This window comes from Bacillus sp. FSL P4-0334, from assembly GCF_038004825.1.
GTDB lineage: Bacteria > Bacillota > Bacilli > Bacillales > Bacillaceae > Bacillus > Bacillus velezensis.
This window is the reverse complement of the sequence record NZ_JBBORX010000001.1, coordinates 174,996-200,324: the sequence shown is the minus strand read 5'-3', so window position 1 is coordinate 200,324 and position 25,329 is coordinate 174,996. Positions and strand designations below refer to the sequence as shown.

At 46.3% G+C, this 25,329-nt stretch carries 29 protein-coding genes, 1 pseudogene and 1 riboswitch; of the genes and pseudogenes, 23 read left to right on the top strand and 7 right to left on the bottom strand.

Translation table 11 applies throughout. The annotated features are described in order from the left end of the window. Positions 1-131 precede the first annotated feature (131 nt). Both NSQ37_RS01035 and NSQ37_RS01030 read left to right on the top strand, forming a co-directional pair. Entirely contained in the window at positions 132-956 is an 825-nt protein-coding gene (locus NSQ37_RS01035; RefSeq protein WP_012118397.1) for an ABC transporter ATP-binding protein, read from the top strand. Positions 957-958: 2 nt separating this feature from the next. After that, positions 959-1,226, top strand: a pseudogene (locus NSQ37_RS01030) (YusU family protein). Positions 1,227-1,418: 192 nt separating this feature from the next. Here NSQ37_RS01030 and NSQ37_RS01025 read toward each other — a convergent pair. Beyond that, a complete protein-coding gene (locus NSQ37_RS01025) occupies positions 1,419-2,459 on the bottom strand; it encodes a ketopantoate reductase family protein (RefSeq protein WP_025285238.1) in 1,041 nt (346 codons plus the stop codon). Between the two features lie 13 nt (positions 2,460-2,472). Beyond that, positions 2,473-3,219, bottom strand: coding sequence for an acetoacetate decarboxylase (locus NSQ37_RS01020; RefSeq protein WP_218791359.1), 747 nt, complete (start codon positions 3,217-3,219; stop codon positions 2,473-2,475). A 121-nt stretch (positions 3,220-3,340) separates the two neighbouring features. On the opposite strand from NSQ37_RS01020, the gene NSQ37_RS01015 reads away from it, so the two are divergent. Next, on the top strand, positions 3,341-4,228 hold the full coding sequence (locus tag NSQ37_RS01015) for a LysR family transcriptional regulator (protein ID WP_218791358.1): 888 nt from the start codon (positions 3,341-3,343) through the stop codon (positions 4,226-4,228). A gap of 114 nt (positions 4,229-4,342) precedes the next feature. Here the strand turns inward: NSQ37_RS01015 and NSQ37_RS01010 are convergent, their stop codons facing one another. The 4 genes from NSQ37_RS01010 to NSQ37_RS00995 form a co-directional block, all read right to left on the bottom strand. Continuing rightward, entirely contained in the window at positions 4,343-5,938 is a 1,596-nt protein-coding gene (locus NSQ37_RS01010; protein WP_007410079.1) for an MDR family MFS transporter, read from the bottom strand. A gap of 20 nt (positions 5,939-5,958) precedes the next feature. Continuing rightward, a complete protein-coding gene (locus tag NSQ37_RS01005; protein ID WP_032868005.1) occupies positions 5,959-6,420 on the bottom strand; it encodes a MarR family winged helix-turn-helix transcriptional regulator in 462 nt (153 codons plus the stop codon). 138 nt (positions 6,421-6,558) lie between these two features. Then, positions 6,559-6,891: a spore coat protein gene (locus tag NSQ37_RS01000; RefSeq protein ID WP_003151830.1), complete on the bottom strand. Its 333-nt coding sequence runs from the start codon at positions 6,889-6,891 to the stop codon at positions 6,559-6,561. Between the two features lie 11 nt (positions 6,892-6,902). Beyond that, positions 6,903-7,160: a hypothetical protein gene (locus NSQ37_RS00995; RefSeq protein ID WP_015418171.1), complete on the bottom strand. Its 258-nt coding sequence runs from the start codon at positions 7,158-7,160 to the stop codon at positions 6,903-6,905. Between the two features lie 89 nt (positions 7,161-7,249). On the opposite strand from NSQ37_RS00995, the gene NSQ37_RS00990 reads away from it, so the two are divergent. Beyond that, positions 7,250-8,158, top strand: coding sequence for a proline dehydrogenase family protein (locus NSQ37_RS00990; RefSeq protein ID WP_038459767.1), 909 nt, complete (start codon positions 7,250-7,252; stop codon positions 8,156-8,158). Between the two features lie 29 nt (positions 8,159-8,187). On the opposite strand, the gene NSQ37_RS00985 is transcribed toward NSQ37_RS00990, so the two are convergent. Beyond that, a complete protein-coding gene (locus NSQ37_RS00985) occupies positions 8,188-8,328 on the bottom strand; it encodes a YuzL family protein (RefSeq protein WP_003151836.1) in 141 nt (46 codons plus the stop codon). Between the two features lie 190 nt (positions 8,329-8,518). Here NSQ37_RS00985 and NSQ37_RS00980 point away from each other — a divergent pair, with 190 nt between their 5' ends. The 19 genes from NSQ37_RS00980 to sufB all read left to right on the top strand — a co-directional run bounded on the left by NSQ37_RS00980 (position 8,519) and on the right by sufB (position 25,303). Then, complete coding sequence (locus tag NSQ37_RS00980) at positions 8,519-10,888, top strand: 3-hydroxyacyl-CoA dehydrogenase/enoyl-CoA hydratase family protein (RefSeq protein ID WP_038464257.1); 2,370 nt, start codon at positions 8,519-8,521, stop codon at positions 10,886-10,888. A 10-nt stretch (positions 10,889-10,898) separates the two neighbouring features. Further along, on the top strand, positions 10,899-12,074 hold the full coding sequence (locus NSQ37_RS00975) for an acetyl-CoA C-acetyltransferase (protein ID WP_003151841.1): 1,176 nt from the start codon (positions 10,899-10,901) through the stop codon (positions 12,072-12,074). Positions 12,075-12,092: 18 nt separating this feature from the next. Then, positions 12,093-13,877: an acyl-CoA dehydrogenase family protein gene (locus NSQ37_RS00970; RefSeq protein WP_007613612.1), complete on the top strand. Its 1,785-nt coding sequence runs from the start codon at positions 12,093-12,095 to the stop codon at positions 13,875-13,877. A gap of 113 nt (positions 13,878-13,990) precedes the next feature. Then, positions 13,991-14,347 (top strand): arsenate reductase family protein, encoded by a 357-nt coding sequence (locus NSQ37_RS00965; RefSeq protein ID WP_003151843.1) that lies wholly within the window; start codon positions 13,991-13,993, stop codon positions 14,345-14,347. Positions 14,348-14,406: 59 nt separating this feature from the next. Further along, positions 14,407-14,790 carry a glycine cleavage system protein GcvH gene (gene gcvH / locus NSQ37_RS00960; RefSeq protein WP_003151844.1) on the top strand — a complete coding sequence of 128 codons (384 nt, stop codon included), beginning with the start codon at positions 14,407-14,409 and terminating at the stop codon, positions 14,788-14,790. Positions 14,791-14,844: 54 nt separating this feature from the next. Then, on the top strand, positions 14,845-15,081 hold the full coding sequence (locus NSQ37_RS00955) for a YusG family protein (protein ID WP_003151845.1): 237 nt from the start codon (positions 14,845-14,847) through the stop codon (positions 15,079-15,081). A 69-nt stretch (positions 15,082-15,150) separates the two neighbouring features. Beyond that, positions 15,151-15,516 (top strand): toprim domain-containing protein, encoded by a 366-nt coding sequence (locus NSQ37_RS00950; RefSeq protein ID WP_081211918.1) that lies wholly within the window; start codon positions 15,151-15,153, stop codon positions 15,514-15,516. 2 nt (positions 15,517-15,518) lie between these two features. After that, complete coding sequence (locus tag NSQ37_RS00945; protein ID WP_003151847.1) at positions 15,519-15,839, top strand: thioredoxin family protein; 321 nt, start codon at positions 15,519-15,521, stop codon at positions 15,837-15,839. Positions 15,840-15,935: 96 nt separating this feature from the next. Further along, the gene (locus NSQ37_RS00940) at positions 15,936-16,286 is read left to right on the top strand and encodes an SCP2 sterol-binding domain-containing protein (protein ID WP_007410085.1); all 351 of its coding nucleotides are present in this window, start codon (positions 15,936-15,938) and stop codon (positions 16,284-16,286) included. 110 nt (positions 16,287-16,396) lie between these two features. Further along, a riboswitch (SAM riboswitch) is annotated at positions 16,397-16,503 on the top strand. 105 nt (positions 16,504-16,608) lie between these two features. Further along, on the top strand, positions 16,609-17,634 hold the full coding sequence (gene metN / locus NSQ37_RS00935; RefSeq protein WP_003151850.1) for a methionine ABC transporter ATP-binding protein MetN: 1,026 nt from the start codon (positions 16,609-16,611) through the stop codon (positions 17,632-17,634). Then, a complete protein-coding gene (locus NSQ37_RS00930; RefSeq protein WP_012118383.1) occupies positions 17,627-18,295 on the top strand; it encodes a methionine ABC transporter permease in 669 nt (222 codons plus the stop codon). The genes metN and NSQ37_RS00930 overlap by 8 nt, the downstream gene beginning before the upstream one ends. Positions 18,296-18,308: 13 nt before the next feature. Continuing rightward, a complete protein-coding gene (gene metQ / locus NSQ37_RS00925) occupies positions 18,309-19,124 on the top strand; it encodes a methionine ABC transporter substrate-binding lipoprotein MetQ (protein WP_012118382.1) in 816 nt (271 codons plus the stop codon). Positions 19,125-19,217: 93 nt separating this feature from the next. After that, complete coding sequence (locus NSQ37_RS00920) at positions 19,218-19,595, top strand: carboxymuconolactone decarboxylase family protein (protein WP_029973602.1); 378 nt, start codon at positions 19,218-19,220, stop codon at positions 19,593-19,595. A 192-nt stretch (positions 19,596-19,787) separates the two neighbouring features. Then, on the top strand, positions 19,788-19,940 hold the full coding sequence (locus tag NSQ37_RS00915; RefSeq protein WP_003151857.1) for a hypothetical protein: 153 nt from the start codon (positions 19,788-19,790) through the stop codon (positions 19,938-19,940). 176 nt (positions 19,941-20,116) lie between these two features. Beyond that, positions 20,117-20,902, top strand: a complete 786-nt coding sequence (gene sufC / locus NSQ37_RS00910) for a Fe-S cluster assembly ATPase SufC (protein ID WP_003327022.1) — start codon at positions 20,117-20,119, stop codon at positions 20,900-20,902. A 17-nt stretch (positions 20,903-20,919) separates the two neighbouring features. After that, positions 20,920-22,233: a Fe-S cluster assembly protein SufD gene (sufD, locus tag NSQ37_RS00905; protein ID WP_015240539.1), complete on the top strand. Its 1,314-nt coding sequence runs from the start codon at positions 20,920-20,922 to the stop codon at positions 22,231-22,233. Beyond that, positions 22,233-23,453, top strand: coding sequence for a cysteine desulfurase SufS (gene sufS / locus NSQ37_RS00900; protein ID WP_007410089.1), 1,221 nt, complete (start codon positions 22,233-22,235; stop codon positions 23,451-23,453). The genes sufD and sufS overlap by 1 nt, the downstream gene beginning before the upstream one ends. Continuing rightward, positions 23,443-23,886 (top strand): Fe-S cluster assembly sulfur transfer protein SufU, encoded by a 444-nt coding sequence (sufU, locus tag NSQ37_RS00895; protein WP_003151877.1) that lies wholly within the window; start codon positions 23,443-23,445, stop codon positions 23,884-23,886. The genes sufS and sufU overlap by 11 nt, the downstream gene beginning before the upstream one ends. A 19-nt stretch (positions 23,887-23,905) precedes the next feature. After that, on the top strand, positions 23,906-25,303 hold the full coding sequence (sufB, locus tag NSQ37_RS00890; protein WP_007410090.1) for a Fe-S cluster assembly protein SufB: 1,398 nt from the start codon (positions 23,906-23,908) through the stop codon (positions 25,301-25,303). Positions 25,304-25,329 lie beyond the last annotated feature (26 nt).

Sequence of the window (25,329 nt, the reverse complement as noted above, 5' to 3'; positions counted from 1 at the left end):
AAAACTAATTGATAATGATATTCAGAGTCATTAATTTCTGTTACAATATAATCATGATCTCACGTTGAATGTTTAGGCAATTTGTTTATATACATAGTGTTGGGAAACTCAAAAAAGGAGCGGTTAGCGGTATGAGTGCAATTTCTACAGAGACGCTGAGCTTAGGGTACGGAGAAACTGTTATCATTGACGAATTGGATGTCGCGATTCCAAAAGGCGAAATAACTGTATTGATCGGAAGCAACGGCTGCGGAAAATCGACACTTTTACGTTCATTGGCCCGGCTGATGAAACCGAGGGGCGGTTCTGTGCTTTTAGAAGGAAAAGCCATCGCTAAGCTTCCGACGAAGGAAGTGGCAAGAGAGCTCGCTATATTGCCGCAGAGTCCGTCAGCTCCCGAAGGCCTGACGGTGCATCAGCTTGTGAAGCAGGGAAGATACCCTTATCAAAGCTGGCTGAAGCAATGGTCCAAAGAGGACGAAGACGCAGTGGCAAAAGCGCTTAAAGCGACGAAGCTTGAGGAAATGGCCGACCGTCCGGTGGATTCCTTGTCAGGCGGACAGCGCCAGCGCGCATGGATTGCGATGACACTCGCTCAGGATACGGATATCATTCTGCTTGACGAGCCGACAACCTATCTCGACATGACGCATCAAATTGAAATTCTTGATTTGCTGTTTGAATTAAATGAAAAAGAAAAACGCACAATCGTCATGGTGCTGCACGACCTGAATCTGGCATGCCGTTATGCCCATTATCTGGTCGCCATTAAGGATAAACAGATTTACGCAGAGGGCCGTCCCGAAGAAGTCATCACTTGCGAGCTTGTACAGCAGGTCTTTGCGATGAACTGCCAGGTAACGCAAGACCCGCTGTTCGGCACGCCGCTTTGCATTCCGCACGGACGCGGCAGATGTATCGTGCAGGAAGCGGCCCTCACCGCCCGATTGTCATAATCATGAAAAAGGGAAGGGAACGGTATGGAAGAAAAACTGCAGCAGCAGCTGGACGGCCTGCTTGAGAAATACACGGAACTATTGCTTGGCGAAACAAACCCGGATGTAAAGGAAGAAGTCAGGCAGTGGATTTTGTATACACATATCGCAAAAAGCATGCCTCCGCTCGTCAAACATTGGAATCAATCCTACCCGGACGCCAAAGAGGGCATCAAAGCTGCGATACAGCATATTAAACAGCTCAATGAAGCACACAGAAAAAAACAATAAAAAAGCTTTCGGCATCAAAGAGAGGTGCCGGAAGCTTTTTTTGCTGAAAAGGAATCAATAAAGGCGCCGTTCAATTCATAGCGAAGAACATTAATGTAACTAATGCACCCGTTTGTTAACGTATATTTCTTCCGCTCGCTGAACCAAGAAAAAAGGACCGCCGCAGCAATCCCTTTCTCTCTTTCCTATATATCACATTTCCTTTCGGATACGTAATAACTCTTCAAATGCTTTTATATTTGTATCAAAATTGGGCACTGTTTGAGATTCCTCGGCACATTTGACTTGTGCTACAACCAAATCATGAAAAGGTGTTGAAATGCCAGTACCTTCTGCCATTTTGGGAATAACTCCATTAATATAATCAATTTCAGTTTTGCGTTTTTTCTCAAGATCCTGGAGCATACTTGCTCTTAGCAGCCTAGATGGTTCCATGGCTGACCTAAATGTTTGGATACGTTCAGGAATATCATTTTCACTTCTTAATTCCAAAGATTCTAAATCAAGGCCGCCCATTTTCGCAAATTTGACACCATTGGCGTGTCCAACCTTAATCGTCTCATCTGCGATATGGACTGCACTAACAATGCCGATTTCATGGTCAAGAATGTCTCCGTATTCTCCGTTTAATGCAGCCGATAAACCACTGAATGCATTATTGATAAGTAATTTTGACCACTTCGTTCCAACTAAATTATCGGAAATATGTGTTCCGCCGATAAGGTCTAAAACCGATTTAATACGCTGGATTCTTTCTGTTGTTTCACCATGTAATTCTCCAATTTGAAAAGCGTACTCTTTAAATTGAGTATACTCAGTTGTAAGTCTGGATACGCCTGGTTCAATAAACGTGGCACCAAACTCAACAGAACCTGCAATAACACGTTCATCACCAACGATCGAAGCAACTTTCTGTTCAGGTATACCGTTTTGCAAGGAACATACTACACTGTCATCCTTTAAAAAAGGCAGCAACTCTTTAAGGATGGAGTCATTATATAATTGTTTCGTCAGAAGTAATATTAAATCATACTTGCCTGATTTGTTTTCAGGGGTGATGGCTTTCACCTTTGCTTGAAATTCCGTTGTACCAACTACTTTAGCACCAATTTGATTTAGAGTATCTACATGTTCTTTGTACGAATCAATCAATTCGACATCCATTCCGCCAGCAGACAGATATGCTCCAACAATGGTTCCTAAAGAACCTGCTCCTAAAACTGCAATTCTCATTGTAAACGTCTCCTTATTTTTCCTCTAAGTAGTTATAAACCGGCTGTGCTGCATTTAAGGTTAAATCCGTAATAATATGAGATGCTGAAACGACTTCTAATACAGGCAAATCTGCAAGAGGTGCCAGAGCATGTTCAAATAATTGAAGCCGCGCCGGTCCAGTCCAGGCACCTTTAACTTCTATATTCGTTATTTGCGTCCGCACCAAATCACAAACCCTTAAATCACCATTGTAATCAGTGGCAATCTTAACCATAAAATTAGGTCGGCAAATTTCCCTTTTCGCTTTTTCCTTATCCATTTCGAAATGTTTATATCCCATAGTCGCAGTTGCCACACGAAGACTGCCATAATCCAATGTGCCAACAAGAGTATCAGAGTCTATATACAGCTTAGGGGCACCCAATTTCTTTGGATATGCAGTAAGTTCCCGTCCGCTTGCAATAGCCGGGAAATTGTCAACATACATAGAATGTACATAATCTCCTTCGTCACCATTAAAGCTGACAGGGATGACTTGTCCTGCCTCTGTATAGGCACCAAGTCCGGAAACATCGGGCATCCACATGACTTCGAATTTCACTAAAGGTTCAGTAATTTCAAGAGGTTCCGGCACTGCCGCACGTAAAGCTTTTTCATCCGTTCGGTAAATAATATTTAAATATTCACGGTTAACAAATTGATAATTTGGGATAGGATAAGCAGGGGCTGTTAGTGGCGTACTTAAATTTTTTGCTATATCTTTCACATCAATTTTCATTGAATGACACCCTTTCCTTTTCTTTAACTATGCTATTATCTTACATTCGCATTTACATTTAATCCAATACATAATAAGGTATATATATATTTATTGAAATAAATGAGGGGGGTGCAGACAGATGGAATTGCTGCAGCTAAAATACTTTCAGACAGTTGCCTATACTGAACATATTTCTAAAGCAGCAGAACAATTAAAGATTGCCCAGCCTTCTTTAAGTCTCACTATAAAAAGACTTGAGAATGAACTGGGAACAACCTTGTTTGAGAGAAAAGGCAGAAATATTAAGCTGAGTTCAGCAGGGAAAATTCTTTTAAAACATGTAAACAGGATTTTTACTGAGATTGAAAATGCACAAACGGAAATTCAATTGGAGGAACATCAAATTTCTGGCACCATCAGAATATCTATTTCCAATCCAAGATTCCTTGCAGGACTGATGAGTGAATATATCAACCGCTCTCCTCAATCAAAAATTCTCCAAGCAATCGGAGTTAAAAGCGAGATCATAACAAGTTTAAAAAAAGGGGACATTGATTTAGGAATAACAGGTCATCCGATTCAAGATGAAGAGATAGAGAGTTGTGTGCTGGTAAATGAAGATATCGTTCTGGCTTTGCCCTCAAACCACCGATTTACGGGTAAAACTGAAATTTCTTTACGTCTTGTCGCCGATGAACCATTTATTACCCTTGCTAATAATGAAGAGTATAGAGGTTTCACAGCCTCGCTTTGTGAGAAAGCTGGTTTCACCCCAAATATTGCATTTGAGGCAGATTCTCATTTACTGGTCGAGATTATAAAGCTGGATCAAGGTGTGGCGTTGCTTCCTATTTCAGTTTGCAGAACATTGGGGCTGAATTTTATAAAAGTGACTGATCACTCTGCTTCATATCCAGTCGGCTTATCTTGGTTGAGACATAAGCTATTATCTTCTTCGGTAAGAAATTTTCGTGACTTTATTATGTCGTACTATAAAGATAACTATGAAATGTTTAAGGTTTATTAAAGAATTCCATCACTATTTTTTTGAATTTTCACCCCCCATTTCCAATGAGGCGGAAGACTGGTCATTCCCAGATGATATAAAAAAATCCCGCGGCATCCGCGGGATTTTTCTTTGTTAAACGGCTTTCGCCTTTTCTTCTTGTTTGCCTGTCTTTTTATTTGTCAGCTTAATTGATTTAACAAACAGCGTGAGGATCAATCCGGCAGCGATAAAGGCCAGGCCTGTGAAAAACACGCTGTGAAGCGAATCCATCAGTGACGTTTTCAAAACCGGCACGATATGGGAAGAAAATGCGGCCGGAATCTGCTTAATCGATTCCTGGCTGAACAAGGATTGAAGCAGCCCTTCAGGATTCTTGTCAATCATACCTTTAAACTGGGCGGCAAAGGCACTTGCCTGTTTCGGGAGTGAGTCTAAGTAAGGCACCAGTCTGTCGGTTAAAAGGCTTCCTGATCTGGCATTCATGACAGCGCCGAGCACCGTAATGCCGAACGTTCCCCCGATCATCCGGAAAAATTGGCTTGAAGAGGTCACAACACCCAGCTCTTCTTTTGAAAACGTTTCTTGCAGAGCGAGTGTGAGAAGCGGCATGACGAGCCCCATTCCCAGACCGATCACGGCCATATAGCATGTAGCCGCGAGCTTGCTTGTATCCAGCTGCAAAGTCGTTAATAAGAAGAAGCCGACGGCCATGATCAGCATGCCGATCATGATTTGCGGTTTAATACCGATCTTATAAACCAGCTGGCCTCCGATAATACTTGTGATAATCATAGATACCATCATCGGCGTCATAATCGTGCCGGAAGCGGTGGCGCTGACTCCGATAATTCCCTGCATAAAGAAAGGAACGAACGTAACGGCGCCGAACATGCCGATACTCATGAAAAAGCCGATCAGATTCAGTACGGTAAACGTTCTGTTTTTAAACAGGTACATCGGCAGAATCGGCTCTTTTGCTTTGATTTCAGCGAAAATGAATCCGACAATCCCGGCAAGTGCAAGCGCAAAGAGACCGAGAATCTGCCAAGAGCCCCATGCGTAATCCTTTCCTCCGAAGCTGAGCGCGAGGAGGAGGCTGACGATTCCGACGATCATTGTGAAAATGCCGGCGATGTCAAAGTTAATCGGCCCGGTCTGTTTTCTGCCTTGAAGTCCTCTTGCGATAAAGATCACGGCTAAAATTCCGACAGGCAGGTTGATATAGAAAACCCATTTCCAATTTAATGAGTCAACAATCCAGCCCCCGATTTGCGGGCCGATCACGGAAGCAAGCCCGTAAATCGCCCCGAAAAGCCCTTGGAACTTGGCACGCTGTTTCCCTGTGAACAAATCCCCGATGACGATCATAGCCATCGGCATCATGACACCGCCGCCGATTCCCTGAAGTCCGCGGAAAATAATCAGTTCCGTCATGTTGCTGGCCATTCCGCACAGTGCGGAAGCTCCCATAAAAATCAATAAACCTGATACATAGACGACGCGGCGCCCCAATAAATCTGCAAGTTTCCCCGCAATCGGAACGATCGTCGTCGAAGTTAAAAGATATGCCGTGGTCAGCCACGTCATCATGCTTAATCCCCCGAGGTCACCCACGATTTTAGGAATCGCCGTTCCTACGATGGTGCCGTCAAGGGCTGAGAAAAACATGGCGATGATTAAGCCGGTTATTAATAATGTGCGTTTTGGATCTTTCTTTTCAATGCTCATGTTTCGGCAGCTCCTCTTTTCTATTCGTTTTCTTTTTGCTCAGCCGCGTATTTCTCGGCGGCTTCCGCTACTTTGCGGATGATGTTCACGGACTGAATCAGTTCATCTTCAGTCAGAACGGATAGGTTTCGCGCCAGTATCGCTTTCCGTCCTTCCACAACATCTTCGAATTTTGTTTCGCCTTTTTTGGTGAGGCTGATGTCGATGACGCGTCTGTCCTGCTGGTTATGTTTGCGGACGATAAGTCCTTTTTGTTCGAGGCGGTCGGCCATCAGCGTCACTGCGCTCGGCTTTACCTCCATGCGTTCCGCAATTTCGGAAACTTTGCAGCTCCCGTGTTTTTTCAGGCTGGCTAAAACAAATAATTGGGCAGGCGTCACCTCGTGTTTTGCCATGCTTTCCACCATTTCGGGCTGTATGTTTTGCAGCAGCGTCTGAAGAGATTTCTGGATATCAGACACATATTGATCCGCGTTTTTCATAACTCCTCCTCATCTTGTTCCTCGAGAAAATAATTAACATTAGTTAAATATAAATAAGGATTAATGACAAGTCAATCTTTTTGTGCAAAAATAAAAAAAGGATTGATGCTTGTCGAAAACATCAAATCCTTCTTCGTTTTACTGCTGGTAGGGAGACTGCTGCTGAATGGTCTGCCGGAACTTCTGATACGATTGCTGAAGCTTTTGGGTATCGGCTGCTTCAATGGAATACCAGCCATTTTGAAACATCACATCGTATAATCTTCTTTGCGCTTTTTGTGACTCATCGAAAATCGCCTGAATATCTTGATAAAGAGACTCGTGGCTGAACTCGTGCAGGGCTGTGCAATATGAAGCCGTGATGTATTTTTCCGTCGTCAGCAGCTCATTCACCAAGTCTCTGTCATTCATTTGCGCCGTATTGGGCACGGGCGTTTGCGGATTCGTGATTTTTTGGTTTTGCTGTTCCATGTATTGTCCTCCTATTGCATATAGCCTGTTGTTGTCTGTCCGCCTTGATCGGGGTTCAAGCGGCCCAATATGTGCTGATAATGCTTCTGATGCATCCGGCCGATCTGATCAAGCTCTTGTTTTAACGTCTGATTCTGGCAGTGTTCCGCCATAAAATGCGCTTTTTTCATGGCAAGCAGATTCCAGTTCAGCATGTCCTCAAGATACAAATGGTCTTTCGTTGAGATGACGGCAGGCGGCAAGTTTCCGTGCTGCTCTTGGTTGTTCATATAAACGCCTCCTTCAATTCTGTTCTTTTTAGCTTTCTCTGCGACCGGAAATTCATACACGAATAAAAGAAAAAGGAGGGAGTTCATCCTTGCTGCGGAGCATATGTTTATTTTTGTCGAAAAATAAAATGCTTACAAAATTCGCCCAGGCTTACGGAATCCGCTTCGGTGCGGGAAGGTTCGTTGCAGGGGAAACACTCACGGAAGCTGTGAAAACGGTAAAGCGGCTGAACCAAAAAGGGCTGTCGGCTTCGATTGATTATCTAGGTGAATATGCGGGTTCAGAGAAGGATGCGAGAAGGACGGCGGAAGAATGTAAAAAAGCAATCAGGGCGATTGCCGAGAATCAACTGGATTGTGAGCTGTCGCTGAAATTAACATCCATCGGTCTGGATATTTCCGAGAAGCTCGCGGAACAGCATGTCAGAGACATATTGACGGAGGCAAAAGAACGCGGCGTGCCTGTAACGATTGATATGGAGGACTATTCAAGATGCGGCCGTACGCTTGAGCTGTATAAGCGGTGCAAGCCGGATTTCCCGATGCTCGGCACCGTCATTCAGGCTTATTTGTACCGCGCAGCTGAAGACATCAGCGGTCTGATGCCATACAAGCCGCGGCTCAGGCTTGTAAAAGGCGCTTATAAAGAATCGGCGGCCGTTGCATTCCCTGATAAAAGTGCAACCGATCTTCATTTTCAGCAGCTGATTAAGCTGCAGCTTTTGAGCGGCCATGAAACGGCGGTGGCGACACATGATGATGACATCATTTCTTTTACGAAAACACTCATCAGCGAACATCAGATTCCCCGGGAGCAGTTTGAATTCCAAATGCTGTACGGCATCAGAACGGAGCGCCAGAAGGAGCTTGCCGAAGAAGGATACAGGATGAGGGTGTATGTCCCGTACGGAACCGATTGGTACGGGTACCTGATGAGAAGAATTGCCGAGCGCCCGGCAAATGCGGCATTTGTGCTGAAAGGGATCTTCAAAAAATAACGGCTGCTCCAAAAAGCAGCCGCAGCATGTTATTCCATGTTGTCTTTTTTATATTGCTGATTTTGGCTCGTCCGTTTGCCGCCGCCGTATTTTTGCTTCGGTCCCGCATTTCCTTTCATGCTGGCCGCGCTCACTGCGGCAGAAGACGGATCTTTTCTCCCTCGCACCATTCCCTTCACCTCCGGGTTTAAGTTTCCCGCCCGAGCCATGGAACATGCGGAAGCAGAAAAATTTAAAAAAATTCCATATTTGCTATTGAAGTCATCCTGAAAATCTTTTAAGATGTAAGAAGAAAAGGGTTTCATTTTTTTTGCCGAAAAAATGAATGACTATTCATTCAAAGTTCAAGGGGGATGACTCATGCACAAGTTTATAAAGAAAGCAGCCGTTCTCGGATCAGGCGTCATGGGGTCCGGAATTGCCGCGCACTTGGCTAACATCGGAATTCCCGTCCTGCTGCTTGATATTGTGCCAAACGAGCTGACAAAGGATGAGATGAAAAAAGGGCTGACATTAGAAAGCCCGGAGGTCCGCAGCAGACTGAGCCGATCGGCCATGCAAAAGCTGCTGAAGCAAAAACCGGCGCCGCTGACTTCGGCTGCCAATCTCGACTATATAACGGCGGGGAATTTGGAAGATGACGCAGCTCAATTGAAGGATGCTGATTGGATTATTGAAGTCGTCGTCGAAAATCTTGACGTAAAAAAACAGATTTTCTCACTCGTTGATGAATACCGGAAACCGGGAAGCATCGTGTCGAGCAATACGTCCGGTATCTCCGTCACAAAAATGGCGGAAGGCCGATCTGCCGATTTTAAAGCTCATTTCTTAGGAACCCATTTCTTTAATCCGGCCCGCTACTTAAAGCTTCTGGAAATCATTCCGATTCAGGAAACAGATCCTGACGTGCTGGAGTTTATGACTTCATTTGCAGAAAACACGCTCGGGAAAGGGGTCGTCATCGCAAAAGACACGCCTAACTTTATCGCCAACCGCATCGGTACGTACGGCCTGCTGGTCACGGTAAGAGAAATGCTTTCTTCCGGCTGCCGCATCGGCGAGGTGGACACGGTGACCGGGCCTTTGATCGGCAGACCGAAAAGCGCGACCTTCAGAACCCTTGACGTTGTGGGGCTAGATACTTTCGCCCATGTGGCAAAAAATGTGTATGATAAAGCCGATGGCGCTGAAAAAGACATGTTTAAGCTTCCTGAATTTATGAATGACATGCTGAAAAACAATTGGCTGGGCAGCAAATCAGGCCAAGGTTTTTACAAAAAAGAAGGTAAAACAATATATGAACTCGATCCGCTGACCATGACATACGGTGAGCGCTCGAAAATGAAGACACCCGCTTTAGAAGCCGCCAAACAGGCAAAGGGTGCCAAAGGCAAAATGAAAGCGCTTATATACTCTGATGACCGCGCCGGGCGCCTGCTTTGGAATATTACATCGCAAACACTCTTATACTCAGCCCGGCTTTTAGGTGAGATCGCTGATGATATCAAAGCAATTGATGACGCCATGAAATGGGGCTTCGGATGGGAGCTCGGACCGTTTGAGATGTGGGATGCCATCGGCGTCAGAAAATCAGCGGAGCGGCTCGAAGAAGAAGGCGCAGCACTCCCCGGCTGGGTGAAAGAAATGCTTAATCAGGGCCATGAAACATTTTATATGAAGGAAAACGGAACACCATTTTACTATTCAGACGGCCAATACAGGGCTGTGAAAGAAAATCCGAAACGGATCAGCCTGCAAACGTTAAAAGAAACAAAAGGCGTTATCACTAAAAACAGCGGAGCAAGTCTGATTGATCTCGGCGATGATGTCGCGCTGCTGGAATTTCATACGAAAAGCAACGCGATCGGCTTAGACATTATTCAGATGATTGACAATGCGCTTGAGGAAACGGAGCGGAATTATAAAGGTCTTGTCATCGGTAACCAAGGCAGACATTTCTGCGCGGGGGCAAACCTTGCGATGATTTTGATGGAAGCTCAGGATGATAACTTCATGGAAGTCGATTTTGTCATCCGCCGTTTTCAGCAGACGATGCTGAACATCAAATACAGCGCTAAACCCGTTGTCGCGGCGCCATTTGGGATGACACTCGGCGGCGGCACGGAAGTCTGTCTCCCGGCGGCACGCGTTCAGGCGGCGAGCGAATCGTATATGGGTCTTGTTGAAACCGGCGTCGGCCTTATTCCGGGCGGCGGAGGAAACAAAGAGCTGTACATGAATTATTTGGACGGCGGAAGTGAACTGATGGACGCAGCGATTAAAACCTTCGAAACAATCGCGCTTGCCAAAGTGTCCGGTTCGGCACACGAAGCCCGTGATATGAAGATTTTGTCCGCGGCAGACCGTATCAGCATGAATCAGGATCACCTGCTGCACGATGCGAAACAGCTGGCTGCTTCCTTATATGACAGCGGATACCGCCCGCCTGCCCGCAAAAAAGTGAAAGTCACCGGGGAAACCGGGTGTGCGGCATTACTGCTCGGAGCAGACCAAATGAGACGGTCGGGTTATTTATCCGATCACGATATGAAGATTGCGAAGAAGCTGGCCCATGTCATTGCCGGCGGAAGAGTCCCGTTCGGCACGGAGGTTTCAGAAGAATATTTACTCGAGATTGAAAGAGAAGCCTTTTTAAGCCTCGCTGGCGAGGCGAAATCTCAAGCGAGAATGCAGCATATGCTCGTCAAAGGCAAACCTTTACGGAACTAGGAGGGTGTTTATGAGAGAAGCAGTCATTGTGGCCGGTGCGAGAACTCCGGTCGGTAAAGCGAAAAAAGGATCGCTTGCAGCCGTTCGTCCTGATGATTTAGGAGCGCTTTGTGTAAAAGAAACGCTGAAACGGGCAGGCGGCTATGAAGGAAATATCGATGACTTAATTATCGGATGTGCAACACCTGAAGCCGAACAAGGATTAAATATGGCGCGGAATATCGGTGCGCTGGCGGGGCTTCCTCATACGGTGCCGGCCATTACGGTGAACCGCTATTGCTCTTCCGGGCTCCAATCCATCGCTTACGGTGCTGAAAAAATCATGATCGGCGCGGGTGACACCGTCATTGCGGGCGGTGCGGAATCCATGTCGCAAGTTCCGATGATGGGGCATGTGACACGGCCGAATATCGCTTTGGCGGAGCATGCGCCTGAGTATTACATGAGCATGGGGCACACAGCGGAGCAGGTAGCCGAAACGTACGGCGTATCCAGAGAAGACCAGGATGCATTTGCCGTCCGCAGCCATCAGAATGCCGCAAAAGCCCTTAAAGAAGGGAAATTCAATGACGAAATCGTGCCGGTTGAAGTATCGCTGACAGAAGTCGGTGATGACCATAAGCCGCGGAAAAAACAATTTACCTTTTCTCAAGATGAAGGCGTTCGTCCCGGCACATCGGCTGATGTCTTGGCGAAGCTCCGTCCGGCTTTTTCTAAAACGGGAACCGTGACGGCCGGGAACTCTTCACAAACAAGTGACGGCGCGGCGGCTGTCATGCTGATGGATCGCGAAAAAGCTTCGTCGCTCGGATTGGCGCCGCTTGTCAAATTCCGTTCCTTTGCCGTAGGGGGCGTTCCGCCTGAGGTAATGGGGATCGGTCCGATTGAAGCCATTCCGCGGGCGCTCAAGCTTGCCGGACTCGAATTACAGGATATCGGGCTTTTTGAATTGAATGAGGCCTTTGCTTCACAGGCCATTCAAGTCATCAGATCGCTTGGGATAGATGAAGAAAAAGTGAACGTCAACGGAGGCGCCATCGCGCTCGGACATCCGCTCGGATGCACGGGAACGAAGCTGACCCTGTCACTCATTCATGAAATGAAACGGAGAAACGAGCAATTCGGCGTGGTGACGATGTGCATCGGAGGCGGCATGGGAGCTGCCGGCGTATTTGAACTCATTTAAAAAAAGGGGGAAACGAACATGAAACAGGAAACGGTCAACGTCAAAAAAGGCGGCAGCTTTCTGATTGAAGAGACGGGATATGATCAAATATTCACTCCGGAGGACTTTACAGACGAACACAAAATGATCGGCAAAACGACAGAAGACTATGTCGTAAACGATGTGCTTCCTTATATCGATGAAATTGAAAATCATCAGTTCGAGCATTCGGTCAGACTGCTGAAAAAAGCCGGAGATCTCGGCCTCCTCGGAGCAGACGTGCCTGAAGAGTACGGCGGAATCGGCCTGGATAAAATCAGTTCAGCTTTCATTACGGAAAAGTTTTCACGTGCCGGCAGCTTTTCGCTGTCTTACGGCGCCCACGTCGGGATCGGCTCATTGCCGATCGTGTTCTTCGGAACGGAAGAACAGAAAAAAACCTATTTGCCGGACTTGGCTTCAGGACAAAGAATCGCGGCATACGCCTTAACTGAGCCCGGTTCAGGTTCAGATGCCCTCGGCGCGAAAACCACGGCTGTTTTGAATGAAGCGGGCACACACTATATTCTTAACGGAGAAAAGCAATGGATTACAAACTCCGCCTTTGCAGATGTCTTTGTCGTCTACGCTAAAGTGGACGGAGATAAATTTTCCGCATTTATCGTAGAAAAGAACTATCCGGGCGTGTCAACGGGCCCGGAAGAGAAAAAAATGGGGATTAAGGGTTCATCGACAAGAACGCTGATTTTAGATCAGGCGGAAGTCCCGAAAGAAAACCTTCTCGGCGAAATCGGAAAAGGACATGTCATCGCCTTTAATATTCTGAATATCGGGCGCTACAAGCTTGCCGTCGGCACAATCGGCGCTTCAAAACGGGTGATTGAGCTGTCTGCCGCTTATGCGAACCAGCGCCGGCAATTTAAAACGCCGATCTCAAGCTTCACGCTCACTCAGGAAAAGCTTGCGACGATGTCAGCTCGGCTTTACGCGATGGAGAGCTCTGTATACAGAACAGTGGGCTTATTCGAAGATAATATGAGCAGACTGACGGAAGAGGAGCAAAAAGACGGACGCGAAGTCGCGAAGTCAATCGCCGAGTACGCGATTGAATGCTCGCTCAACAAAATGTGCGGTTCTGAAACGCTTGATTATATTGCCGACGAAGGCGTTCAAATTCACGGCGGTTACGGATTTATGCAGGAATATGAAGTGGAGCGCGCTTATCGCGACTCAAGAATCAACAGAATTTTTGAAGGCACAAATGAAATCAACCGCCTGATCGTCACGAGCACGTTCCTGAAAAAAGCCGTAAAAGGTCAGCTGCCGCTCTTTGAAAAAGCAAAAGCGCTCCAAGAAGAACTCATGATGCTGATGCCTGAAGAGCCGGGCTCAGAACCTCTTGAACAGGAAAAATACATTGTCAGACAGGCGAAAAAGATCGCCCTCTTGACAGCGGGTCTCGCGGCGCAGAAATACGGCAAAGAGATCGAAGGCGAGCAGGAAATCATGGTGAACATTGCCGATATTGTCAGCGCGCTGTACGCTTTGGAATCAGCCGTCCTCAGAACGGAAAAAGCAATTGCGGCGGACGGTGCCGAAAAAGCCGCGCAGAAGCTGTTATATACGGAAATCTTTGCCCAGGAAGCCCTTCAGAACATTGAAGCGCACGCCAAAGAATCACTGATCGCCATGGAGGAAGGAGATTCCCTCCGGATGATGCTTTCCGTGCTGCGCAAACTGACGCGCCTGACGCCGAAAAACCTCATTCAGAAAAAACGTGAAGCGGCAGCCGCCGTCTTCCGTGAAGAAAAATATACGGTCTGATCACATGCTGAAAGCGCTCCTTCATCAGGGGCGCTTTTTCATGAAGCAACGTTATAGGTTTTTACAAGTGATTGTGTTAAAATAACGACGATCATTTACAAGGGGTGAAGAAGATGTCGTTAAATTTTTACTGGTACCCTAAATGCGGAACGTGCCGTAATGCGAAAAAATGGCTGGAAGACCGCGGTAAGGAAATAAACGAAATACATATCGCGGAGGAAACTCCGTCGAAAGAAGAAATTAAAGACCTTTATGAAAAGAGCGGTCTTGAGCTCAAAAAGTTTTTCAACACGAGCGGAATGAAATACCGCGAGCTGAACTTAAAGGAAAAACTGTACCACATGTCAGAGGATGAACAGCTTGAACTCCTGGCATCAGACGGTATGCTCCTGAAACGCCCGATTACGACAGACGGCGAAAAAGTCACTGTCGGCTTTAAAGAAGACCAATTCGAAAAATATTGGATGTAATGCCAGGTTCAAAGAATTATGGTATCTTCTTATTATAAGAAAAAAATGGAGGGATTTAGATGAGCACACCGAAAGATATGCGTTATTCCAAAGAGCACGAATGGGTCAAAGTTGAGGACGGAAAAGCCCGCATCGGGATTACACATTTCGCGCAAGCCGAACTTGGCGACATCGTCTTTGTCGAGCTTCCGGAAGTCGGCGCCGAAATTAAAGCGGACGAGCCATTCGGCAGCGTGGAATCCGTCAAAACCGTTTCCGAACTGTACGCACCGATTAACGGAACGGTGACGGAAGTGAACGAAGACCTTGATGACAGTCCTGAATTCGTAAACGAGTCTCCGTATGAAAAAGCGTGGATGATCGTCGTGGAACCGGCTGATGCTGAAGAAATCGAAAACCTCATGACTTCCGAGCAATATGACGAAATGACACAGGAAGACTGATCGGATAGCAAAGGGGCCATTTGGACATTCTATCTGTAACGGGAGGTGTCTAAAATGGCTTTTGATAAACAAAAGGTCGATGTGACGGAGAACGTTACGGGCCGCTTTCAAAACGGCCGGTTTTCCTTATTTCATGAAAATGAAGCCATCGGCGAGATGACAGGCATGGACCAGTACGAGCTCAAACAGGGCTTTTCATTTGAAAATCAAAAATTTTATAAAACAGCCGATGTCATAAACGGCAGCGATCCGAAATATGTCGATTGCGATTATGAGAATGGCTGGTGTTAACAGTTGGCGGTGAATTTCACTGCCTTCTTTTTCAATCTGACGCTAAAACAATCGGCAGGTGACGCGCTTATGTACAACGGAGATGAAAAGGTCATTATCGTAGAAGGAAAATCTGATAAAATCAAAGTCAGGGAAGTGCTCATCGAACCCGCGGAAATCATCTGTACAAACGGGACGATCGGCCAAACCGAACTGGAAGATTTGGCGGACCGCCTGTTTGACAGAGACGTCTATATTTTAACGGACGCAGATGACTCCGGAGAAAAATTAAGAAAACAGCTGAAACGGGAGCTTCCCGAAGCGCGCCATATTTATATAGACAGAACATACAGGCAAGTCGAGTCGTGCCCGGGCCATCATCTCGCATCCGTGCTGCTCAGAGCCGGCTTTGATGCTGACACTGTATTTTTGAAAAAGAACGACCTGAGGTGGTAATCATGAAAGAACTCCAAGAAAATGAACTCGAATCGATTCAGGATGACGTTTATCTCCTGTATTTGTACACCCCGTTTTGCGGCACATGCCAGCTGGCGTCCAAAATGCTTACTGTCGTCGAAGAAATGCTGCCCGGCGCCGCCTTCTATAAAAACAACGTGAATTATTCCCCCGCATTCGCCAAAGCCTATCAGATTGAAAGCGTTCCGTGCTTTTTGCTGTTTAAAGGCGGAGAGCTTGTTGAGAAAGGATACGCCTTCCGCTCCGTTTCCTATTTATATGAGCTGATTAAACAAAAAACATCGCAAACGTTCCCGATGTGACAATATTTACAGGAAAATGTCGTGCGGTTTATAAAGGGTTCTGTCCGTTAAAAAGAGAAAGTGTATGTATGGCCATTAAAACGGGAGGTTATACGAGTGGAGAAAATAGAAGTTTCAGAGAATGACGGACAGCATCTGTTTTTGAAACCGCTATTAAACGCCTCAACGCTGCTGATTACATTCCAAGGAGAAACAGAAGCCTTAACGGTCTCAATTAACGGACAGGGAGAAATGAGAAAAACGTCGGTTTCAAAGGAAAAATCTAATTTGACCTTTTACGGAAACCAGACGGAAATCATCCATCTCCTGCATGGTGATGTCTCTTTGCAAAAGCTTATCCAAAGCGGAAAACTCAAAGTGAAAGGATCATTCAGAGCTCTGCTGAAGCTGGAGGCCATCCTCTGGCTGACAAACGGATTTTTTCAGGCGATCAGTAAACGGCCGTAACTGCCAATCTACTATGTGACAATAGCTTCCAATATTTATTTTATTGACTTTTTATCATTCGCCGTGCTATTCTACAGTAAGAATTTCCGGACGAAAATACGATATGTTTTCTCTTATCAAGAGAGGTGGAGGGAAGTGCCCTATGAAGCCCGGCAACCATCAACAATGTTGAAATGGTGCCAATTCACTCGAAGCGGTCTGCTTTGAAAGATGAGAGAAAGGCCTTTTTCAATAAGCCTTTCTGCTCATTTTTGCAGAAAGGCTTTTCTTTTGCGGAGAAACCCGGAAGATTTCTTAGAATAGTGTAAGGCGGGTGATTGCTTTGATCCATCTTCAAAATGTTTCAAAAATTTACAAAGCGAAGCATGGGGATGTCAATGCTGTCCAAGATGTCACTCTTGATATCAAAAAGGGCGAAATATTTGGAATTATAGGATATAGCGGAGCTGGTAAAAGTTCCTTAATCCGTCTCCTGAACGGCCTTGAAAAGCCGACGTCGGGAACCGTGGAAGTCGCGGGGACGGAATTAAATAAAGTAAGCAGCCGCGGGCTGAGAAAAGCGCGCCAGGAAATCAGCATGATCTTCCAGCATTTTAACCTTCTGTGGTCGCGCACCGTTCGGGAGAACATTATGTTCCCGCTGGAAATCGCCGGCGTGAAAAAAAGCGAACGGGTCCGCCGCGCTGATGAATTGATTAAACTGGTCGGATTAGAGGGGAAAGAAAAATCTTATCCGTCGCAGCTGAGCGGCGGTCAAAAGCAGCGTGTCGGCATCGCCCGGGCGCTCGCCAATAATCCGAAAGTCCTTCTGTGCGATGAAGCGACATCAGCGCTTGATCCGCAGACGACCGATTCAATTTTGGATCTTTTATCCGATATAAATGACAGACTCGGCCTGACGATCGTGCTCATTACCCATGAAATGCACGTCATCCGAAAAATCTGCAACAGAGTCGCCGTCATGGAAAACGGGAAAGTCGTTGAAGAAGGCGAAGTACTCCAAGTTTTCAGAAACCCGCGCGAACCGATGACCAAGCGTTTCGTTCAGCAGGTGACAGAACCGGAGGAGACGAAAGAAACCATCCAGCATTTTCTGCAGGAAACAGCGACAGGAAAAACGATTCAGCTTTCATTTGTCGGGCAGGCCGCCGAGCAGCCACTCATTACGGAAATGATCCGAAACTTTGATGTGGACGTCAATATTCTGCAGGGGAAAATTTCACAGACGAAGGACGGAGCCTACGGTTCTTTATTCATTCATATTGACGGTCAGGAAAAAGAAGTAGAAAACGTGATCCGGTTCATCAAAGACAAACAGGTAGAAGCAGAGGTGATCACAAATGTTTGAAAAATGGTTCCCGAACGTTGATATAACCGAGCTGTGGACGGCCACATACGAGACCCTTTATATGACGGTCATCGCATTAGTTTTTTCATTTGTCATTGGAGCGATTCTCGGTCTTCTGCTCTTTTTAACGGGCAAGGGAAGCTTATGGGAAAATAAAATCATTAACACCGTGATTGCGGCGGTCGTTAATATTTTCAGGTCTATTCCGTTTCTTATTTTAATTATTCTGCTTCTCGGCTTTACTAAGATTTTGGTCGGATCGATTTTAGGACCGAACGCCGCATTGCCGGCGCTGATTATCGGCTCCGCGCCGTTTTACGCCCGTCTTGCGGAAATTGCGCTGCGGGAAGTCGATAAAGGAGTCATCGAAGCTGCCAGATCAATGGGAGCAAAGACATCGACGATTATCTTCAAAGTGCTGATTCCTGAATCAATGCCTGCGTTAATTTCAGGCATCACCGTTACGGCCATCGCCCTGATCGGATCTACCGCCATTGCCGGCGCCATCGGTTCAGGCGGACTCGGAAACCTTGCATATGTAGAAGGCTACCAGTCCAATAATACGGATGTAACGTTTGTAGCGACAGTATTTATACTCATCATCGTCTTTATCATTCAGATTATCGGTGATGTAATTACAAATATAATAGACAAAAGATAAGGGAGGATTTACATTGAAAAAGATTGTATTAAGTGCGCTGCTGCTTGTGTTCGCGGGAGTTTTGGCGGCCTGCGGATCAAACGGCTCAAATAAAAAGGAAATCGTCGTCGCCGCGACAAAAACACCGCATGCTGAAATCTTAAAAGAAGCGGAACCGCTCTTGAAGGAAAAAGGCTATACATTAAAAGTAAAAGTGCTGAACGATTACAAAATGTACAACAAAGCGTTAGCTGATAATGAAGTGGATGCGAACTACTTCCAGCACGTTCCTTACCTTGAACAGGAAATGAAAGAAAATAAAGATTACAAACTCGTGAATGCAGGAGCCGTTCACCTTGAGCCATTCGGAATTTACACGAAAAAATACAAATCACTGAAAGACCTGCCTAAAGGCGCGACCATCATCATGACTAACAATGTCGCTGAACAAGGCCGTATGCTGGCGATGCTTGAAAAAGCCGGACTGATCACACTTGATCCGAAGGTAAAAACGATTGAAGCCACTACGAAGAACATTACGAAAAATCCGAAAAACCTGACATTCAAAAAAATCGCCCCTGAATTAACGGCGAAAGCATATAATGAAGAAGAAGGCGATGCAGTCTTCATTAACGTCAACTATGCGATTCAAAACAAACTGAATCCGTTAAAAGATGCGATTCAAGTGGAATCAACGAAAAACAACCCATATGCAAACATCATCGCCGTACGCAAAGGTGACGAAAAATCAGAGAAAATCAAAGCGCTTATGGAAGTGCTTCACTCTAAGAAAATCAAAGACTTTATTGAGAAAAAATACGACGGAGCCGTGCTTCCCGTATCTGAATAAAACGAAAACCCCGGATGAATCATCCGGGGTTTTTTTCGGGTATTAATCAGAGAACTGTCCATAATAAAAAGGAAGGTTAACTTATTGGAGGGAATGGCAGTGGCTCAATACCAGGATAACGGAAAAAGCGTGCATGACGCATTGAAACAATATAAAGAAGGTTTAGGCATATTCGAGCAAAAAATGCCGATGATGGGGCGGAAGTTTAATGAATTTACTGAACAGTGTTTCTCAGCGGATTCATTAACTGAAAAAGAGAAACAATTAATCGCTCTGGGCATCAGCATCAGCGCTCAAGATGAATTTTGCATGATTTATCATACGAAGGGCTGCCTTGACCAAGGGGCGACAGAAGAAAACATTCTTGAGGTCATCGGCGTCGCGGCGGCATTCGGGGGCGGTGCGGCTCTCAGTCAGGGAGTGACCCTCGTGCAGCAGTGTATTCAGGAATTCGGACATACGACGCATTAGAAAGAGCAATCGTGTGAATACCGTTTTTCAGATAAAGCGAGCGCCGGATTCCGGCACATTCGAAAGGATTCAGGGGCACACTCTCTTTGGCCGGAGCAGCGGATCATTGTTACAATAGAAACAAATAGATGAAGGGATTGATTCATTATCTGCACCAGCCACGAGAGACTGGACCTTGACTATACGCCTGAAATGGAAAAAGCGATGCAGAAGTCACACGGCATCGGCTACGAGGAATACGGACGGCGTCTTTCAAAAAGGATGGAAGTCGAACGGCAGAGGGAGCTTGAATATCAAAAAAGCAAGTTCCTCGCAGCGCAGCTTAATGAGAAAATCGGTCAGTAAAAAAGGGTGGATTTCCGCCCTTTTTCTGTTTCAAACAGCTTTAATTACGCCTTGATCTTTGATAAACTTTAGGAATGTTCCGGGTAATATAAAAAGTTGTATTTACTTTTCATTTGTTATAAAATTAGAATGAGAATAAATTGAGAATAATGATTATATATTTTGGAGGTATAGATATGGCTGCTTCAACATTAACGATCAAGGATCTTCACGTTGAAATCGAAGGAAAAGAGATCTTAAAAGGTGTAAACCTTGAAATAAAAGGCGGCGAATTCCACGCTGTCATGGGGCCGAACGGTACCGGTAAATCCACGCTCTCAGCAGCGATTATGGGACACCCGAAATACGAAGTTACAAAAGGCAGCATCACGCTTGACGGCAAGGATGTACTGGAAATGGAAGTGGACGAGCGCGCTCAGGCGGGTCTTTTCCTGGCGATGCAGTACCCAAGCGAAATCAGCGGTGTGACAAATGCCGATTTCCTTCGCTCTGCGATTAACGCCCGCCGTGAAGAAGGCGATGAAATTTCTCTTATGAAATTCATCCGCAAAATGGACGAAAACATGGAGTTCCTTGAAATGGACCCTGAAATGGCGCAGCGTTACCTGAACGAAGGTTTCTCAGGCGGGGAGAAAAAACGCAACGAAATCCTTCAGCTTATGATGATCGAGCCGAAAATCGCCATTCTTGACGAGATCGATTCAGGTCTTGATATCGATGCACTTAAAGTCGTTTCTAAAGGAATCAACAGAATGCGCAGCGAAAACTTCGGTTGCTTAATGATCACTCACTACCAGCGCCTTCTGAACTACATTACGCCTGATGTCGTTCACGTTATGATGCAGGGACGCGTAGTGAAATCCGGCGGCGCGGAGCTTGCACAGCGCCTTGAAGCGGAAGGTTATGACTGGATTAAACAAGAACTAGGCATTGAAGACGAAACTGTAGGCCAAGAAGCGTAAGCGTTAGGGGGATAATCATGACATTGGAAACGAAACTATCCGTAGATCAGGAATATGTCAAAGGCTTTTCCGAAAAGCATCAAGAACCTGCCTGGCTGAAAAACCTGCGCTTACAGGCTCTTGAAAAAGCTGACGATCTGCCGCTGCCTAAGCCTGATAAAACAAAAATCACAAATTGGAACTTTACAAAGTTCAACAAGCATACAGTAGAAAATGCGCCGCTTGCTTCTTTAGAAGATTTAGCTGATGAAGCAAAAGCGCTGATCGATATCGAAAACGAAGACAAAACGTTATACGTGCAGCGTGACCAAACGCCCGCTTTCCTTTCTCTTTCTAAAGAATTGAAAGACAAAGGCGTCATCTTTACGGACATCTTAACGGCTGCTCGTGAGCACAGCGACCTCGTTGAGAAGTATTTCATGAAAGACGGCGTTAAGGTCGACGAACATAAACTGACTGCGCTTCATGCAGCATTAATGAACGGCGGGGCATTCCTTTATGTTCCTAAAAACGTTCAGGTGGAGACGCCTGTTCAGGCCGTTTACGTTCATGAAAGCAATGACACGGCATTGTTCAACCACGTGCTGATCGTCGCTGAAGACCACAGCTCCGTCACTTACGTTGAGAACTACATCAGCACGGTGAATCCGAAAGAAGCTGTATTCAACATTATCAGTGAAGTGGTCACAGGTGATAATGCCAGCGTGACGTACGGCGCCGTTGACAACCTGTCAGCAGGCGTCACGACATACGTCAACCGCCGCGGAGCCGCGCGCGGACGCGACAGCAGAATCGAGTGGGCGCTCGGACTGATGAACGACGGCGACACGATTTCTGAAAACACGACAAACCTCTACGGAGACGGCACATACGGCGATACGAAAACCGTAGTTGTCGGAAGAGGAGAACAGACGGAAAACTTTACGACGCAGATCATCCACTTCGGTAAGGCTTCTGAAGGCTATATCCTGAAGCACGGAGTCATGAAAGATGCCGCATCTTCCATCTTTAACGGAATCGGCAAAATCGAGCACGGTGCGTCTAAAGCAAACGCTGAACAGGAATCCCGCGTTCTGATGCTGAGTGAGAAAGCACGCGGAGATGCAAACCCGATTCTTTTAATTGATGAAGACGATGTAACTGCAGGACATGCGGCATCTGTCGGCCGTGTGGACCCGATCCAGCTTTACTACTTAATGAGCCGCGGAATTCCGAAAGAAGAAGCGGAGCGCTTAGTCATTTACGGATTCCTTGCTCCGGTGGTAAAAGAGCTTCCGATTGAAGGAGTTAAGAAACAGCTCGTCTCCGTCATCGAAAGGAAAGTAAAATAATGAATATCACCGATATTCGTGAACAGTTCCCGATCCTTCATCAGCAAGTGAACGGACATGACCTCGTGTACCTTGACAGCGCGGCGACTTCCCAGAAGCCGCGTGCTGTCATTGAAGCAGTGGATCAGTATTACAGCAAATACAATTCCAATGTCCACAGAGGCGTTCATACTCTTGGCACGAGAGCGACAGACGGCTATGAAGGTGCGCGTGAAAAAGTCCGTAAGTTTATCAATGCGAAATCAATGGCTGAGGTCATTTTCACAAAAGGCACGACAACTTCACTGAATATGGTGGCGCTGAGCTATGCCCGCGCCAGCTTAAAACCCGGTGATGAAGTGGTCATCACCCAAATGGAGCATCATGCGAATATCATTCCGTGGCAGCAGGCAGTAAAAGCAACCGGCGCGACTTTAAAATATATCCCGATGCAGGAAGACGGCACGCTTTCGTTAGACGACGTCCGGCAGACTGTCACAAGCCATACGAAGATCGTGGCAGTCGCTCATGTGTCAAACGTGCTCGGCACGATCAACCCGATTAAAGAGATCGCCAAAATCGCTCATGACAATGGCGCGGTCATCGTGGTGGACGGGGCGCAAAGCACACCGCACATGAAAATCGACGTTCAGGACTTGGATTGCGACTTCTTCGCGCTTTCTTCCCATAAAATGTGCGGCCCGACGGGAATCGGCGTGCTGTACGGCAAGAAAGAACTGCTTGAGAATATGGAGCCGGCCGAATTTGGCGGCGAAATGATCGACTTTGTAGGGCTTTATGAATCAACTTGGAAAGAGCTTCCGTGGAAATTTGAAGCAGGCACGCCGATTATCGCAGGCGCGATCGGATTGGGAGCTGCGATTGATTTTCTTGAAGAGATCGGACTCGACGAGATTTCCCGGCATGAGCATAAGCTTGCAGCCTATGCGCTTGACCGTTTCGAGCAGCTAGACGGCGTGACGGTATACGGTCCGAAAGAGCGGGCGGGACTTGTGACATTTAATCTTGATGAGGTTCACCCTCATGATGTCGCGACTGTCCTCGATGCTGAGGGCATTGCGGTCAGAGCCGGACATCATTGCGCCCAGCCGCTCATGAAATGGCTGGATGTATCTGCTACTGCGAGAGCGAGTTTTTATCTGTATAATACAGAGGAAGAGATCGATAAGCTCGCGGAAGCCCTCCAAAAGACAAAGGAGTACTTTACAAATGTCTTTTAATGCAAATTTAGATACATTATACAGACAAGTGATCATGGATCATTACAAAAATCCGCGCAACAAAGGGGTTTTGGATGACAGCATCGTCGTCGATATGAACAACCCGACTTGCGGCGACCGGATCAGACTGACAATGAAGCTTGACGGCGATACCGTTCAGGAAGCGAAGTTTGAAGGGGAAGGATGTTCTATCTCCATGGCTTCAGCTTCCATGATGACGCAGGCGATTAAAGGAAAAGATATTGATACCGCCCTTTCCATGTCTAAGATTTTCTCAGACATGATGCAAGGGAAAGAGTATGACGACTCGATAGATCTCGGGGATATTGAAGCTCTTCAAGGCGTTTCGAAATTCCCGGCCCGGATTAAATGTGCCACCCTTTCATGGAAAGCACTTGAAAAAGGAGTCGCTGGCGAAAAAGGCGGCAATTAAAAGATTGGAGTGAAAATGGATGGCTAAAAAAATGCCTGAAATTGGTGAATACAAGTACGGTTTTCACGATAAGGACGTTTCCATTTTCCGTTCAGAGCGCGGATTGACAAAAGAAATCGTAGAAGAAATTTCACGCATGAAAGAAGAGCCTCAATGGATGCTTGATTTCCGCCTGAAATCTCTTGAGCATTTCTACAACATGCCGATGCCGCAGTGGGGCGGGGATTTAAACTCTTTAAACTTTGACGAAATTACGTATTACGTAAAGCCGTCTGAGCGTTCAGAGCGTTCTTGGGATGAAGTGCCTGAGGAAATTAAACAGACATTCGACAAACTCGGTATTCCTGAAGCTGAGCAAAAATACCTTGCCGGTGTTTCTGCACAGTACGAATCCGAAGTTGTTTACCACAATATGAAAGAAGATCTTGAAGAGCAAGGCATCGTCTTCAAAGACACAGACAGCGCGCTGAAAGAAAATGAAGACATTTTCCGCGAGCACTGGGCGAAAGTCATTCCGCCGACTGATAACAAGTTTGCGGCGCTGAACTCAGCTGTTTGGTCCGGCGGATCTTTCATCTACGTGCCTAAAGGCGTGAAGGTTGAAACACCGCTTCAAGCTTACTTCCGCATCAACTCTGAAAACATGGGTCAGTTCGAACGTACGCTGATCATCGTTGACGAAGAAGCAAGCGTTCATTACGTAGAGGGCTGTACGGCTCCTGTGTACACAACAAACTCGCTTCACAGCGCGGTTGTTGAAATCATCGTCAAAAAAGGCGGCTACTGCCGTTATACAACAATTCAAAACTGGGCGAACAACGTTTACAACTTAGTAACGAAACGTACGGTTTGTGAAGAAAACGCGACGATGGAATGGGTTGACGGAAACATCGGTTCTAAATTGACGATGAAATATCCGGCTGTCATTCTGAAAGGTGAAGGCGCGCGCGGAATGACGCTTTCTATCGCTCTTGCGGGTAAAGGACAGCATCAGGACGCAGGCGCGAAAATGATTCACCTTGCACCGAATACGTCATCCACAATCGTATCAAAATCGATTTCGAAACAGGGCGGAAAAGTAACATACCGCGGTATCGTCCACTTCGGACGGAAAGCGGACGGCGCCCGTTCAAACATCGAGTGTGATACGCTCATTATGGATAACAAATCAACTTCTGATACAATCCCTTACAATGAAATCCTGAACGACAACATTTCATTGGAGCACGAAGCGAAAGTATCAAAAGTTTCTGAGGAACAGCTTTTCTACTTGATGAGCCGCGGTATTTCTGAAGAAGAAGCAACAGAAATGATCGTTATGGGTTTCATCGAGCCGTTCACAAAAGAACTTCCGATGGAATACGCAGTTGAAATGAACCGTTTGATTAAGTTCGAAATGGAAGGCTCCATCGGTTAATAGTAAAACCCCGCCATATGGCGGGG

What these genes read in the sequence shown, in the direction of transcription:
- NSQ37_RS01010 (WP_007410079.1), bottom strand. Translation starts at nt 5,938, where the DNA reads ATGAGCATTGAAAAGAAAGATCCAAAACGCACATTATTAATAACCGGC.
- sufD (WP_015240539.1), top strand. Translation starts at nt 20,920, where the DNA reads ATGACATTGGAAACGAAACTATCCGTAGATCAGGAATATGTCAAAGGC.
- NSQ37_RS00975 (WP_003151841.1), top strand. Translation starts at nt 10,899, where the DNA reads ATGAGAGAAGCAGTCATTGTGGCCGGTGCGAGAACTCCGGTCGGTAAA.
- sufC (WP_003327022.1), top strand. Translation starts at nt 20,117, where the DNA reads ATGGCTGCTTCAACATTAACGATCAAGGATCTTCACGTTGAAATCGAA.
- NSQ37_RS00985 (WP_003151836.1), bottom strand. Translation starts at nt 8,328, where the DNA reads ATGGTGCGAGGGAGAAAAGATCCGTCTTCTGCCGCAGTGAGCGCGGCC.
- NSQ37_RS00945 (WP_003151847.1), top strand. Translation starts at nt 15,519, where the DNA reads ATGAAAGAACTCCAAGAAAATGAACTCGAATCGATTCAGGATGACGTT.
- NSQ37_RS01035 (WP_012118397.1), top strand. Translation starts at nt 132, where the DNA reads ATGAGTGCAATTTCTACAGAGACGCTGAGCTTAGGGTACGGAGAAACT.
- sufS (WP_007410089.1), top strand. Translation starts at nt 22,233, where the DNA reads ATGAATATCACCGATATTCGTGAACAGTTCCCGATCCTTCATCAGCAA.
- sufU (WP_003151877.1), top strand. Translation starts at nt 23,443, where the DNA reads ATGTCTTTTAATGCAAATTTAGATACATTATACAGACAAGTGATCATG.
- NSQ37_RS00955 (WP_003151845.1), top strand. Translation starts at nt 14,845, where the DNA reads ATGGCTTTTGATAAACAAAAGGTCGATGTGACGGAGAACGTTACGGGC.
- gcvH (WP_003151844.1), top strand. Translation starts at nt 14,407, where the DNA reads ATGAGCACACCGAAAGATATGCGTTATTCCAAAGAGCACGAATGGGTC.
- NSQ37_RS01015 (WP_218791358.1), top strand. Translation starts at nt 3,341, where the DNA reads ATGGAATTGCTGCAGCTAAAATACTTTCAGACAGTTGCCTATACTGAA.
- NSQ37_RS00995 (WP_015418171.1), bottom strand. Translation starts at nt 7,160, where the DNA reads ATGAACAACCAAGAGCAGCACGGAAACTTGCCGCCTGCCGTCATCTCA.
- NSQ37_RS00965 (WP_003151843.1), top strand. Translation starts at nt 13,991, where the DNA reads ATGTCGTTAAATTTTTACTGGTACCCTAAATGCGGAACGTGCCGTAAT.
- sufB (WP_007410090.1), top strand. Translation starts at nt 23,906, where the DNA reads ATGGCTAAAAAAATGCCTGAAATTGGTGAATACAAGTACGGTTTTCAC.
- NSQ37_RS00980 (WP_038464257.1), top strand. Translation starts at nt 8,519, where the DNA reads ATGCACAAGTTTATAAAGAAAGCAGCCGTTCTCGGATCAGGCGTCATG.
- NSQ37_RS00930 (WP_012118383.1), top strand. Translation starts at nt 17,627, where the DNA reads ATGTTTGAAAAATGGTTCCCGAACGTTGATATAACCGAGCTGTGGACG.
- NSQ37_RS00970 (WP_007613612.1), top strand. Translation starts at nt 12,093, where the DNA reads ATGAAACAGGAAACGGTCAACGTCAAAAAAGGCGGCAGCTTTCTGATT.
- NSQ37_RS00920 (WP_029973602.1), top strand. Translation starts at nt 19,218, where the DNA reads ATGGCAGTGGCTCAATACCAGGATAACGGAAAAAGCGTGCATGACGCA.
- NSQ37_RS01020 (WP_218791359.1), bottom strand. Translation starts at nt 3,219, where the DNA reads ATGAAAATTGATGTGAAAGATATAGCAAAAAATTTAAGTACGCCACTA.
- NSQ37_RS00915 (WP_003151857.1), top strand. Translation starts at nt 19,788, where the DNA reads ATGGAAAAAGCGATGCAGAAGTCACACGGCATCGGCTACGAGGAATAC.
- NSQ37_RS01000 (WP_003151830.1), bottom strand. Translation starts at nt 6,891, where the DNA reads ATGGAACAGCAAAACCAAAAAATCACGAATCCGCAAACGCCCGTGCCC.
- NSQ37_RS01005 (WP_032868005.1), bottom strand. Translation starts at nt 6,420, where the DNA reads ATGAAAAACGCGGATCAATATGTGTCTGATATCCAGAAATCTCTTCAG.
- NSQ37_RS00950 (WP_081211918.1), top strand. Translation starts at nt 15,151, where the DNA reads ATGTACAACGGAGATGAAAAGGTCATTATCGTAGAAGGAAAATCTGAT.
- NSQ37_RS01025 (WP_025285238.1), bottom strand. Translation starts at nt 2,459, where the DNA reads ATGAGAATTGCAGTTTTAGGAGCAGGTTCTTTAGGAACCATTGTTGGA.